This window comes from Sphingobacterium sp. UBA6317 (genome assembly GCF_002440385.1).
Lineage (GTDB): Bacteria > Bacteroidota > Bacteroidia > Sphingobacteriales > Sphingobacteriaceae > Sphingobacterium > Sphingobacterium multivorum.
Window position 1 is genome coordinate 56,637 of record NZ_DJTD01000025.1, and the last position, 11,939, is coordinate 68,575.

12 protein-coding genes are annotated in these 11,939 nt (G+C 37.4%); 9 read left to right on the forward strand and 3 right to left on the reverse strand.

Annotation, left to right across the window (positions count from 1 at the left end):
* Positions 1–60: 60 nt before the first annotated feature.
* Together B3E92_RS07410 and B3E92_RS07415 are read left to right on the forward strand one after the other, a co-directional pair.
* Complete coding sequence (locus B3E92_RS07410; protein ID WP_070565571.1) at positions 61–540, forward strand: RrF2 family transcriptional regulator; 480 nt, start codon at positions 61–63, stop codon at positions 538–540.
* 1,425 nt (positions 541–1,965) lie between these two features.
* Positions 1,966–2,682, forward strand: coding sequence for a hypothetical protein (locus B3E92_RS07415; protein WP_286895993.1), 717 nt, complete (start codon positions 1,966–1,968; stop codon positions 2,680–2,682).
* Positions 2,683–2,800: 118 nt separating this feature from the next.
* Here the strand turns inward: B3E92_RS07415 and B3E92_RS07420 are convergent, their stop codons facing one another.
* Positions 2,801–3,280, reverse strand: coding sequence for an SRPBCC family protein (locus tag B3E92_RS07420; protein ID WP_070565575.1), 480 nt, complete (start codon positions 3,278–3,280; stop codon positions 2,801–2,803).
* Positions 3,281–3,399: 119 nt separating this feature from the next.
* On the opposite strand from B3E92_RS07420, the gene B3E92_RS07425 reads away from it, so the two are divergent.
* Positions 3,400–3,912, forward strand: a complete 513-nt coding sequence (locus tag B3E92_RS07425) for a GNAT family N-acetyltransferase (RefSeq protein ID WP_070565577.1) — start codon at positions 3,400–3,402, stop codon at positions 3,910–3,912.
* Positions 3,909–4,772, forward strand: a complete 864-nt coding sequence (locus B3E92_RS07430) for a metallophosphoesterase (RefSeq protein ID WP_070565579.1) — start codon at positions 3,909–3,911, stop codon at positions 4,770–4,772. The genes B3E92_RS07425 and B3E92_RS07430 overlap by 4 nt, the downstream gene beginning before the upstream one ends.
* Before the next feature lie 305 nt (positions 4,773–5,077).
* Here the strand turns inward: B3E92_RS07430 and B3E92_RS07435 are convergent, their stop codons facing one another.
* Positions 5,078–5,503: a cold-shock protein gene (locus B3E92_RS07435; RefSeq protein ID WP_070565580.1), complete on the reverse strand. Its 426-nt coding sequence runs from the start codon at positions 5,501–5,503 to the stop codon at positions 5,078–5,080.
* A 403-nt stretch (positions 5,504–5,906) separates the two neighbouring features.
* On the opposite strand from B3E92_RS07435, the gene B3E92_RS07440 reads away from it, so the two are divergent.
* Positions 5,907–6,188, forward strand: a complete 282-nt coding sequence (locus B3E92_RS07440; RefSeq protein WP_070565582.1) for a GNAT family N-acetyltransferase — start codon at positions 5,907–5,909, stop codon at positions 6,186–6,188.
* A 52-nt stretch (positions 6,189–6,240) separates the two neighbouring features.
* Here B3E92_RS07440 and leuS read toward each other — a convergent pair whose 3' ends face one another.
* A complete protein-coding gene (leuS, locus tag B3E92_RS07445) occupies positions 6,241–9,024 on the reverse strand; it encodes a leucine--tRNA ligase (protein WP_286895995.1) in 2,784 nt (927 codons plus the stop codon).
* Positions 9,025–9,241: 217 nt separating this feature from the next.
* Between leuS and B3E92_RS07450 the strand changes: the two genes are divergently transcribed.
* The 4 genes from B3E92_RS07450 to truB are packed head-to-tail and all read left to right on the forward strand — an operon-like array spanning position 9,242 to position 11,911.
* Positions 9,242–10,120, forward strand: a complete 879-nt coding sequence (locus B3E92_RS07450) for a cell division protein FtsX (protein ID WP_046674489.1) — start codon at positions 9,242–9,244, stop codon at positions 10,118–10,120.
* Positions 10,121–10,122: 2 nt separating this feature from the next.
* Positions 10,123–10,362, forward strand: coding sequence for a DUF3098 domain-containing protein (locus tag B3E92_RS07455; protein WP_046674488.1), 240 nt, complete (start codon positions 10,123–10,125; stop codon positions 10,360–10,362).
* A 22-nt stretch (positions 10,363–10,384) separates the two neighbouring features.
* On the forward strand, positions 10,385–11,179 hold the full coding sequence (locus tag B3E92_RS07460; protein WP_070565586.1) for an undecaprenyl-diphosphate phosphatase: 795 nt from the start codon (positions 10,385–10,387) through the stop codon (positions 11,177–11,179).
* Between the two features lie 9 nt (positions 11,180–11,188).
* Positions 11,189–11,911: a tRNA pseudouridine(55) synthase TruB gene (gene truB / locus B3E92_RS07465; protein WP_286895998.1), complete on the forward strand. Its 723-nt coding sequence runs from the start codon at positions 11,189–11,191 to the stop codon at positions 11,909–11,911.
* Positions 11,912–11,939 lie beyond the last annotated feature (28 nt).

An 11,939-nucleotide genomic window follows, 5' to 3' on the forward strand; every position in this document is an offset into this window, starting at 1 on the left:
TTAATCGTTGCGGATGGCTATTTTTGATTTTGTACATTTGCAAAAAGCAAAAAAGAGATTATGGGTATTTTTTCTAAAACATGTGAATATGGACTAAGGGCAGTTTTTTTTATTGCACAAAGCTCCCAAGAAAATAAACGCGTGAGCATAAAAGAAATAGCAGAGAGTATCCATTCTCCAGAGGCTTTTCTAGGCAAGATACTACAGAATCTAAGCCGAGCAGGTATCATTCGATCCATGAAGGGACCTGGCGGGGGGTTTTACCTCGACAGCGGAGATATGTCCACACCACTATCCGAGGTCGTTAAAGCAATCGACGGTGAAAGTCTATTTGTCGGCTGCGGCATGGGGCTTGAATTCTGCTCCGAACAATATCCCTGTCCCTTGCATCATGAGTTCAAAAGCATACGCAATAACCTTTCAGAAATGCTTCAAAAAACAACAGTCGGCCAATTCAATGATGATCTTATCAAGGGAAAAATCCTATTAACGAAAAGCCATATCGAACCCGATAAAACCAGGACAAATTCCTCAGATTAATAGGCCAAATCTTCCGCTTCTTCCTGCTATTTTCCAGCTGTGCCCCTTTACAAAAAGTAAAGAAGTGCGCATAAATCCCATTTTTCAATATATAAATATTAAATCCATATAACACACAATAAACACCTGAAAGATAGGTTTATAAAAAAAAATAAAAATGTAAAAAAAAGAATTTTAGACATCTTAACATTCGTTTCCACAGAAGACCTAAAATCGCCCTAAATTCGACCTTTTAGGGTGAAACTACGCTTATAGGAAAACCGATCTGGCAGAGGCTCGACCGCCTCGATATAACCTGTTGTAAATAATGCTCATTTCCTAATTAAACAGTCCTATTGAGCGCAGCAATCAGGCATCTATTTAACCGATCACTGGGCAATAATTGCCCTCTTTGCATAGCTTTCCTTTGGGTTAAATTTAAAAAATGAGGATTATTCTCTGACTACAACACCATCTTTTCGTATTTTTACTGGAAGAATCATACTATTAAAAATAATAGCATTCTAAACTCTAATTAACAATAAATTATGTAATTTATATATAAAAAAAAATAACATTAAATAACACCATTAACGGGCTATTTTAAATAAAAAAAGGTGTGGATAAAATTTTATCCACACCTTTTTCTTACTCAAGTACAGCCACAATGTGAAGAACCATACAGCCCCGGTTTACACAAAAGTCAAACAGGTAAATATCGTTGTATCTTCGCGCTTGATTTATGCAGGCTAAAAATAACATGTGCGACAAGACATATGTCAATGATAACCGCAGACAAAAAAGGCCTCGAAACAAATGGGCGCCTGAGCAGGGTTCAATTGACCAGCGTAAGCCCCACTTGCGCACCCCGTCTCATGAACGCAAGCAAACACGCGATATAACAAGCTTTTTATGCGATATAAGAGAATATCTATCCATAACCAACCAAATATACATATAATCTTTACAAAATCGCTTAAAACGGATAATAACATCTTTCCCGCCTAACTATGGGTAAACCTTAAAAACACAGCTGCCGAAGTACCCATGAGGAGTACTTGACTTGCAGTCGACGGGACACTCTATTTCTATATCACCATTCTGAGTCATGCTATCCAATTCTACCCTCCTCTTAATCGATTTAAGATAACAACTTTCTGCAAAACACCACATTCACCTCTACAAAAAAAGAAGAGCACAGTGGGGCTTAAAACGACTCAAACAACATCTTATCTGCGCTAGAACTTTATGGACCCAGTAAAAAACTTCAGGAGTTGAAGGGTCGCAAATTCATAAAAAAAATGAGAATAAAAACCTTTAAAATAAATAAGTAAAATGGATTATATAAAGCTATACATCATAAAAAAACTACCCTAGACCGTTAAAATCAAATTCGGAAAGAACATAACAAACGCTTTTATTATCTTTAAATTTTTCAAAAAGACCATGAATAAAGACACCTTAGTGAGATCATTCTTAAAAGCAGAACGGATAAAGATGAAGAAAGCCCGTAATGTCATTATTGGAATTTTCTTGGTTATGTTTGCTTTTTGTTACGGTTTTTTCTTATTTGCCTTTTTTTCGAAATGGTCAGCCAGTGAATATAAGCTCTCGTTTTTCTATAAGTCACTCCCTACCCTATCTGTTCTTTTTATTTATTTAGGTTTTGCGTTCGGTATATTGTGCTGGATGGCTTACATTAAAAATCAAAAATTCATCAATGCGCTACAGCGACTAAACGATCATGATATAGCAGTCTACCAGGAGTACAATAGACGACTCATGCACTTTTTTGCCGTTGCCGCTCCTTATCTTTTTTGTGAAAATGAGATTTTATTCTTTCCGTTGATCGGAAACAAACGGATCGCTATTCATCAAATCCATCGTATTGAAACAAAAATTATCAGAAATTACCGGGGACCTAACAGCTATCGTATCTATTTCTACAATGAATTCAACAAAATTCATCAGGTTACCATGAATCAAAAAGGAGCTTTTGAGTTTTTACAGGAAGAGCTTTGGAAGAAAAAAACCGGATTTGGTTATTTTAGCAAGAAATCATTAATAAAAAGGTTTTACGGATACTGTCGAAAAAAGTACAAAGAAGCAATGCTACCTCAAAGTCAATATCGGATTTTAATCCAGCCAACAGCGAATCGATGACCTTCTCACTAAACACACGATACGAACAAATCTATAACCTTCTAGCGAAGAACATTCATACGGTTGTTAAGGACGCCTAAGCTGAGCCGATCAATCCTTTATTCTTTTTCCAACAAAGCTACTCTTGAATATACGAGCCATATTTTCCTGATTCCGCAACTTCTTTGATCACTTGATTGCGCTCCTCGAGAAAGCATCGCATATAGCGCGTTAAAAAAAGCCATTCTGCAAATCTCCCCAAAACTCCGAGCGGCGCCTTGAAATTAAATATATCACGCATGACTACTTTTCCATTTTCAAGTTGCTTGAAAATGTGCTTGTGATCCATGGTATGAAATACCCCCTGGGTCATTTGATCTTCAAAAAAATGAGGCTTTTCCATCGCCGTTATCTGCACGGTCAATGTTTGCGTAATGCCGAGATGTCTTGCGAGCCACCGAACCTTTTGTCCTGCTTCGATCAAACCCGTCGTCACTCCATCAATCGCTTTCTCCCTTGTTTTCTTTGTCGAATACATATGCAAATCAATACTACGCGCCAGGTCAAAAACAACAGGCAAAGGAGCCTCTATAACTGTATCTAAAATAAGCTGCGGCATAATATACGCTTAAAAATTTTCACACGAATTTCGTAAAATTCGGTAACTTCTTTAGGATTCAGCATTAGAATTTTATAAATTGAGTGTATTCTATCCAAACAGCAACATAGACAATAAGCATGATAACACTCCTTCCATTCGAAAGATCAGATTTCCCCCTTTTTAAATCCTGGATTGGATCAGCAGAGGAACTATTGCAATTTGCAGGACCTTATTTTTCGTTTCCTCTTAGCGATCAGCAACTTGAACAATATATACAAAACCCAAAGCGCCGCGCTTTTAAAATAACAGATACAACAACCACAGAAACTATTGGTCACTGTGAATTAAACTTCGAACGAGACATCCCAAGACTCTGCCGCATTTTGATTGCAAAAAGTTCCGAACGAAATAAAGGCTATGGCAAAAGCACCATAAATGCACTGCTAAAACTACTTTTCATCGAAGGAAACTATGATATAGCTGATCTAAACGTTTATGACTGGAACTACAATGCAATTCGGTGCTATGAAACCGTAGGCTTCCGGATCAACGAAAATATTATTTCAACAGTAGCAATTGGAGATGAAACCTGGAAAAGCCTCAATATGCAAATCAATAAATCAACATGGAAAGCTAATTTAGCGCGATGAAAAACAAGCGAAAATTAAAGCATATCACCCTATACTTACTTATTATGGGTACATTGATCGGTTTTTATAGCTGGAAAATCGAGCCGCATTGGGTAAAATATGAACAGATCGATCTACCTATAAAACATTTACCCGAGGTATTGAACGGAAAATCATTGGTCCAGATTTCTGACATCCACATCGGAAACTATGTGGATAAAGATTTTATAAAAAGAACCTTCCGAGAAATCGCAGCATTAAAACCGGATATCATTGTGTACACCGGCGATTTTGTACGGCTCGTTAATCATAAAATACCCTTAGCTGAGCTTGATAAAGTCATGCAAGTTGCACCAAAAGGCAAGCTTCAGACATTGGCGATCCTAGGAAATCATGATTATGGAACGAATTTTAGGGACAGTGCTGCAGCAGACTCAATCGTGAGCCTACTCAAAGGATATAACATCAGCGTATTGAGAAATGAAAGTGTAACAATTCATGGGTTAAGAATATTCGGCATAGATGACCTTTGGGGAACGAATTTTAACCCTATCAAAGCTATGAAGGAGTATAACCAATCGCAAGCCAGTTTGGTCTTATGCCATAATCCAGATGCCGCAGACCTCAATGTCTGGAATGGTTACACTGGCTGGATTCTGGCAGGACATACGCACGCGGGTCAGATACGAATTCCATTTTGGGGCTCCCCGATCATACCTGTACGAAACAAAAAATATGATCAAGGAATAAAAAAAATAAGCGGAAACAGAATATTATATATCAATCGAGGACTGGGACACAGTATTCCTATCAGATTCAACGCCAGACCCGAGGTTACAATTTTCACCTTGAAAAAGGAATCACAAAATGAAATCCATTAGGTTCGATCCAACCTTTTAAAGAAGGTATGGATAAAATGCGGTATAAATAGTTTGCCTATAATCGTCTAAAGGATCTATTCCTTGCTGTCTACCCAAAACAGCATAGCTTGAACTCCAAAAATCCGAAACGATGAAAAGCTGACGCACAAAGCTTTTTAAATTCGACAATGGAATATCTCGACGGAACATAAATCAAAAACCGTCAATTTAAAGCATAAAAAAACCTTTGTTTGACGCCAACCACGATGATATCAAACAAAGGAGCTTATGATCAACACCTGACATGCCAAGTGTTTTCTTTCGTGCTAATATTCAATCAAAACCTCGGTTACTTGCGCACCTTGTTTTGCACTTTTGAATTTAAACTTCACCTTTTGGTTGAGGTTTAATTTCTGACCGACGAGACGATCATTGAAATATATTGATTGCTGCGTTTCGTTGTCCCTAATAAAACCGTAATTGGACTCGGTATTATAATGAACAACCTTTCCAAAAGAATAGTCTTCTTGAGGAGAAGCGTTATATGTCGGAGTTTCACCTTCTTTCAATTTTACCGGCGGTTTGTCTGAGATATTTCCGTATTCATCAACATAGGCAAACAATTCTTCTAATGACTTTCCCTTGTCATTGTTTGTTTTGTTGAATTCTTTTTTCTCATTTTTTTGTTGCTTTTTAAGTAGCTTCTTTTTTTCTCGTTCTTTTTTGTTAAATGTAATTTGGCTTTTGCTCATTCAATATGGATTAAAATAAAATGTTCCCGAAGAGGTTACGGACCTTTAGAGCTTCATTGAAAAGATAAAAATGCGAGGTATACTAAGGAGATATTTGCAAAGATAAGAAAAATTCTTCAGAAAATGTCTATTAAGCGTTTGTATTCATACTGATATCAACTTAGCGTGAGTTCATCGTTATTGATTTTAAGCTCGATCTATAGGTAATAGTTTTATGCGTATGTTTTTGTGAACGCCCCTAGAGCAAACGATAGTTTGACTAGCGGTGAGTTTAACCTTCAATTGTGAATAAGAGCCTATACTCTCGCATCCTTTCGCAAATATATAAACCCAATTGCAATACTAAAATTGAGAAATTCCATAAAACAAAAAGATCATTTAGACGTTACTTTTAAAAAAAACTATGGAAATAAGAAACATCGAAAGGGACGAAAGAGGCAATTTTATTGCAGAAGTTGAAAATAATGAAGCCGGAATTTTAGAGTATACCTGGCAAAACGATCATGAGTTCTCCATTGATCATACAGAAGTCTACGACGAGTATCAGGGAATGAGCGTGGGAAAAAAATTGGTACTGGAGGCTGTTGACTACGCCCGAAAGAATGACGCCAAAATTATCCCAAATTGTCCCTATGCGAAAGCTATCTTCGATAAAACAATAGCTTTTCAAGATGTATTGGCATAAAAAAGCCGTTTTATCCTATCGATAAAACGGCCTTTATACTGTATTGAGTGGATTAAATGACGATATTGATTATTTTTCCTTTGACAAAGATAATCTTTTTGATTTCCTTCCCATCTAAATGCCGTTGTACATCAGCATGGGCTTTAATCGTATCTTCTACTGCTTTTTGATCTAAATCAAGTGCCAATGACAGATTAAATTTCATCTTACCATTGAAAGACACCGGATAAGCAAATTCCGATTCAACTAAATATTCTGGTTTAAATACAGGATATGAAGCGTAAGATAGTGTACCAGCTTCATTACCCAACAGCGCCCACAACTCTTCCGTAATATGTGGTGCATAAGGCTGAAGAATAATGACAAGCTGTTCCAATATTTGTCTTTTATTGCATTTCAACTCGGTCAATTCATTGACACAGATCATAAAGGCTGAAACTGAAGTATTGAATGAAAAACGCTCAATATCATCTTCCACCTTTTTGATAATTTTATGTAAGGCTTTAAACTCTGCTTTGGATGGATCTTCATCGGAAACAGTGAAACTACCCTCAGCATCGTGGAACAGTCGCCATACTTTACGTAAAAACTTATAAACCCCTTCAATCCCATTTGTATTCCAAGGCTTAGCTTGCTCCAAAGGCCCCAAAAACATTTCATATAGTCGTAATGTATCTGCTCCATAGGATTCGATAATATCGTCCGGATTAACCACATTGAATTTGGATTTTGACATTTTCTCCACTTCGCTGCCGCAGATATACTTACCATTTTCCAACACAAATTCGGCGTTGGCAAAGTCAGGTCTGAAAGCTTTGAATTTTTCCAAATCCAACTGATCATTATAGACTATATTTACATCGACATGTAATGGAATTGTTTTATATTCGTTTCTCAACCCATAGGATACAAATTGATTTGTACCTCTACCCTCTTCATCCAACACACGATACACAAAATTAGAGCGCCCTTGAATCATGCCCTGATTAATCAATTTGCGGAATGGCTCTTCCTCATTTTGATAGCCCAAATCTTTCAAAAACTTGTTCCAAAAACGCGAATATAACAAGTGTCCAGTAGCATGCTCAGAGCCACCGATGTATAAATCTACAGCTTTCCAATAATCCACTGCTTCTTTAGACGCAAAATTACCTTCATTTTTTGGATCCATATATCTAAACCAATACCATGAAGAGCCCGCCCATCCTGGCATCGTACTCAATTCATACTCATATTGATCTTCATATTTCCAATCTTTTGCCCTTCCTAAAGGAGGTTCTCCTGATTCTGTCGGTAAATATTTATCAACTTCGGGCAATAAGAGCGGTAATTCTTCTTCTTTAATTAAATAAGGTAATCCATTTTTAAAGTAGACAGGAACGGGTTCTCCCCAATAGCGCTGACGACCAAAAATAGCGTCACGCATACGGAAGTTTATTTTTGCTTTACCTAATTTTAATTCTTCCAATTTAGCAATCAACGCAGGGACCGCCTCTTGGTAAGTCATACCATTGATAAAATCGGAATTGATGTATTTCCCGTCTTTATTAGGATCAGCTTCTTCTTCAATATGTTGGGTATCCGAAATAGGAATAATAGGAAGAGCAAAATGTTTAGCAAACACATAGTCACGTTGATCGCCACTCGGAACAGCCATTACAGCACCTGTACCATAACCGGCAAGTACATAATCTGCAATCCAAATTTGTACATCTTGTCCTGAAACAGGATGTTTAGCATAAGAACCTGTAAAAGCACCAGAAACTGTTTTCGTATCGGCCATACGATCCAATTCAGATTTTTTCGCCGTTTTCTCGATATAGGCATCCACTTCAGCTTGCTGCTCAGGTGTAGTCAATGCAGCCACCAATTCATGCTCTGGAGCCAATACGATGAACGAAACGCCAAATAGGGTATCTACACGTGTAGTGAATACCTCTATGTTTGTATTTAATTGTGGCACGGGAAATTTCACGGAGGCACCTACAGATTTCCCGATCCAGTTCCGTTGCATTTCAACCAAAGGCTCTGGCCAATCAATTGTATCTAAACCTTTCAACAAACGATCCGCATAGGCCGTAATACGCATAGACCACTGCATCATCTTCTTTTGCTCCACAGGATAACCGCCACGTTCAGAGACACCGTTGATTACCTCGTCGTTCGCTAACACTGTACCTAAAGCGGCACACCAGTTTACTGTACTTTCACGCAAATAAGCAATCCGATATTTCAACAATTCCCGTTGTTGTTTTTCTTCGTCAAAAGATTTCCATTCATCAGCGCTGAATTCCAAGACATCTTCATCGGAAACTGCTAAAATGCCAGCAGAGCCACTTGCAACAAACCTAGCGATTAATGTTTCGATCGGTTCAGCTTTATCTGACTCTTTATTATACCAAGAATCAAACAATCTCATAAAAATCCACTGTGTCCATTTGTAGTATGACGGATCAGAAGTACGTACTTCTCTACTCCAGTCATAAGAGAACCCAATATTATCCATTTGCTCACGATAACGATTGATATTTACCTCAGTCGTAACAGCAGGATGCTGACCAGTTTGAATGGCATATTGCTCTGCAGGAAGTCCAAAAGAATCATATCCCATCGGATGCAATACATTGAAACCTTTCAAACGTTTATATCTTGAAAAGATGTCCGAAGCAATATATCCCAGCGGGTGACCAACGTGCAGCCCCGCTCCGGAAGGATAAGGAAACATATCCAATACATAGTATTTTGGCTTTTGATGCGTATCGGACGTTTTATACGTTTGATGATCCGCCCAAAATTTTTGCCACTTTTTCTCTAATGATTTGTGATTATACTCCATTTTTATTCGTAAGGAATTTTTATGACTTGCGAAATTACGATTTTAATACTGAAATGTGATAAAAGTTTTGTAGTTTGAACAATAAATTATAGTATTGAAAAGTTAATTAAACATAGGAAGAAAACAGCGTTCGAATAGATTTTATCAAAGTAATTACAAGATTAATTCGAAATCTTCCACTCAAATAGTTACTTTCGCAAATAAATTTTTGCTTATTATGTCAGAATACGAATTAAGCACACAAAAAAGAAAAACAAAATCTGTATATGTATCTACGGTTATCAGTATCGCGCTCGTGTTGCTGGTAACAGGTATGTTGGGGTTACTCTTGGTGCACGCTAAAAATCTTTCGAAATACGTTAAGGAAAATATCGTCTTAAATGTCATCGTAAATGATGGCACAAGTGAAGGTGATGTCCTTTCACTACAAAAAGACCTTGAAAAAGATCCTTACGTACTTCGCACCGAATATATCAGTAAAGAATTGGCTGCAAAAAACTTGAAAGAAGATCTTGGTGAAGATTTCGTACAATATCTGGGGCATAACCCACTATTGCCTTCTTTAGATGTTTACATGAAAGAGAATTATGCCAATACAGATAGCATTAAAACTTTTATTGAAAAGATTTCCAAAAACAATAAAATTAAAGAAGTTGTATACCAAGAGTCATTAATTGACATGGTCAACAAAAACGTACGCATCATCGGAATGATTGTTCTTGCTTTTGCGGTTATCTTACTTATTATCGCCGTAGCTTTAATCAATAATACGATACGTCTTGCGATCTATTCCCAGCGTTTCTTAATTAAAAGTATGCAATTGATTGGGGCGACTAAAAACTTTATTCGTAAACCATTTATAACATATGGCATCATTCATGGTTTATTGGGATCTTTGATAGCGATTTTACTGCTCATTCTAACGCTTAAATTTGCACAACAGCAAATACCGGAACTGGTTTTTTTACGCAACTGGTTTGAATTTGCAGTGATCTTTTTAGGCGTAATCCTGATTGGAATTCTCATTTCGGGACTTAGCACCTATTTCGCAGTAACAAAATATTTAAAGGCACAATCTAACGATTTATACAGATAAAAATGGCTCAAATAAAGAAATCTACTGAATCAGTCAATAAAGGTTCATTTGTATTCTCCAAAGTAAATTACCAACTGTTTATAGCGAGCTTAGCTATTGTAGTCATTGGCTTTACATTGATGTCTGGTGAAACTGACATTTATAGCTTTACCAAGATCACCTTGGCCCCTATTGTTGTTGTTCTTGGATTTGCGATCGGATTCGCGGCAATCCTATATCGTCCCAAAAACAAATCAAATTAAAGCGTAATCTTACCTCAAACAGATGTCTATTATTGAAGCTATCATCCTTGCTATCATTGAAGGATTAACGGAGTTTTTGCCTGTGTCTTCGACAGGTCATATGATCATTGCTACTGCCCTAATGGGTATTCAACCATCGGCTTTTGTCAAATTATTTACAATTGTCATCCAGTTAGGAACGATATTATCCGTATTGGTGTTATACTACAAGCGTTTCTTTAAAACACTATCATTTTACTACAAATTGATCATTGCAGCTATCCCCGCCTCTGTGTTGGGCTTGTTATTCAACGATTATATTGATGCATTACTGGAGAGTCCATTAATGGTCGCCGTGATGTTGGTTGTCGGCGGTCTCGTTTTACTTTTTGTTGACAAGTGGTTCAACAAACCAACTGTTGAAGATTCGGACAAGGTTTCCTACAAACAAGCTTTTATGATCGGGGTATACCAATGTCTTGCATTAATTCCGGGTACCTCAAGATCTGCAAGCACAATTATTGGTGGTATGGCCGAGAAACTAACACGTAAAGCTGCTGCGGAATTCTCCTTTTTCCTTGCTTTGCCTATGATGTTTGGCGCTTCTGCCGTAAAGCTTTTAAAGTTCTTTAAAGAAGGTAACACCTTCACGGGAGAAGAACTTAATTTGCTTATTATCGGAAATCTAATTGGTTTCGTTGTTGCAATCGTCGCCATTAAGTCTTTTATCGGCTTTTTAACCAAATATGGTTTTAAAGCATTTGGTTGGTACCGAATCATCGTTGGTGTAATTATTCTTGCCCTCCTACTTTCGGGTCATAGTTTACAAATTATCTAAAATCTTTGGATGGAAAATATAGAGGTTAGTGAAAACTCAGCAAAATTCAACTTTGCTGAAGGAGAAATGTTGTTGATCGATAAACCTTTAACATGGACAAGTTTTGACGTGGTTGGTAAAGTTAGAAACTCAATCAAACCATTAAAATTAAAAGTCGGTCACGCAGGAACTTTAGATCCACTGGCAACGGGGCTACTCATTGTATGCACCGGAAAACTAACAAAAAAAATAGACAGCTACCAAGCTGAGGACAAAGAATACACGGGTTCGATCACCTTAGGAGCGACGACGCCTTCTTACGATCTGGAAACAGAAATTGACCAAACCTTTTCAATCGATCACATCACGGAGGACATGATCTTCGAAGCGGCAAAATCCTTTGAAGGCGATATTCAGCAATTTCCCCCTGCCCATTCAGCCATAAAAATTAATGGCGAACGTGTCTATGAAAAGGCCCGTCGTGGCGAGGAGGTTGAAATAAAGTCCCGCCAGGTACGTATCAATAGCTTTATCATTGAAAAAATCGAGCTCCCCAACGTATATTTTCGTATATCCTGTTCAAAAGGAACTTACATCAGATCGTTGGCCTACGATTTTGGAAAATTCTTACAGAGTGGATCACATCTGAGTTCCTTGCGACGCACCAAAAGTGGAGATTATCGCGTAGAAAATGCTTGGAACCTTGAACAACTTATCGCTGAAATAAAACGTCATAAAGAAATCATTAAATAACTTTACCGTCCCATTTTATTGATTCTTT

What these genes read in the sequence shown, in the direction of transcription:
- B3E92_RS07410 (WP_070565571.1), top strand. Translation starts at nt 61, where the DNA reads ATGGGTATTTTTTCTAAAACATGTGAATATGGACTAAGGGCAGTTTTT.
- B3E92_RS07415 (WP_286895993.1), top strand. Translation starts at nt 1,966, where the DNA reads ATGAATAAAGACACCTTAGTGAGATCATTCTTAAAAGCAGAACGGATA.
- B3E92_RS07420 (WP_070565575.1), bottom strand. Translation starts at nt 3,280, where the DNA reads ATGCCGCAGCTTATTTTAGATACAGTTATAGAGGCTCCTTTGCCTGTT.
- B3E92_RS07425 (WP_070565577.1), top strand. Translation starts at nt 3,400, where the DNA reads ATGATAACACTCCTTCCATTCGAAAGATCAGATTTCCCCCTTTTTAAA.
- B3E92_RS07430 (WP_070565579.1), top strand. Translation starts at nt 3,909, where the DNA reads ATGAAAAACAAGCGAAAATTAAAGCATATCACCCTATACTTACTTATT.
- B3E92_RS07435 (WP_070565580.1), bottom strand. Translation starts at nt 5,503, where the DNA reads ATGAGCAAAAGCCAAATTACATTTAACAAAAAAGAACGAGAAAAAAAG.
- B3E92_RS07440 (WP_070565582.1), top strand. Translation starts at nt 5,907, where the DNA reads ATGGAAATAAGAAACATCGAAAGGGACGAAAGAGGCAATTTTATTGCA.
- leuS (WP_286895995.1), bottom strand. Translation starts at nt 9,024, where the DNA reads ATGGAGTATAATCACAAATCATTAGAGAAAAAGTGGCAAAAATTTTGG.
- B3E92_RS07450 (WP_046674489.1), top strand. Translation starts at nt 9,242, where the DNA reads ATGTCAGAATACGAATTAAGCACACAAAAAAGAAAAACAAAATCTGTA.
- B3E92_RS07455 (WP_046674488.1), top strand. Translation starts at nt 10,123, where the DNA reads ATGGCTCAAATAAAGAAATCTACTGAATCAGTCAATAAAGGTTCATTT.
- B3E92_RS07460 (WP_070565586.1), top strand. Translation starts at nt 10,385, where the DNA reads ATGTCTATTATTGAAGCTATCATCCTTGCTATCATTGAAGGATTAACG.
- truB (WP_286895998.1), top strand. Translation starts at nt 11,189, where the DNA reads ATGGAAAATATAGAGGTTAGTGAAAACTCAGCAAAATTCAACTTTGCT.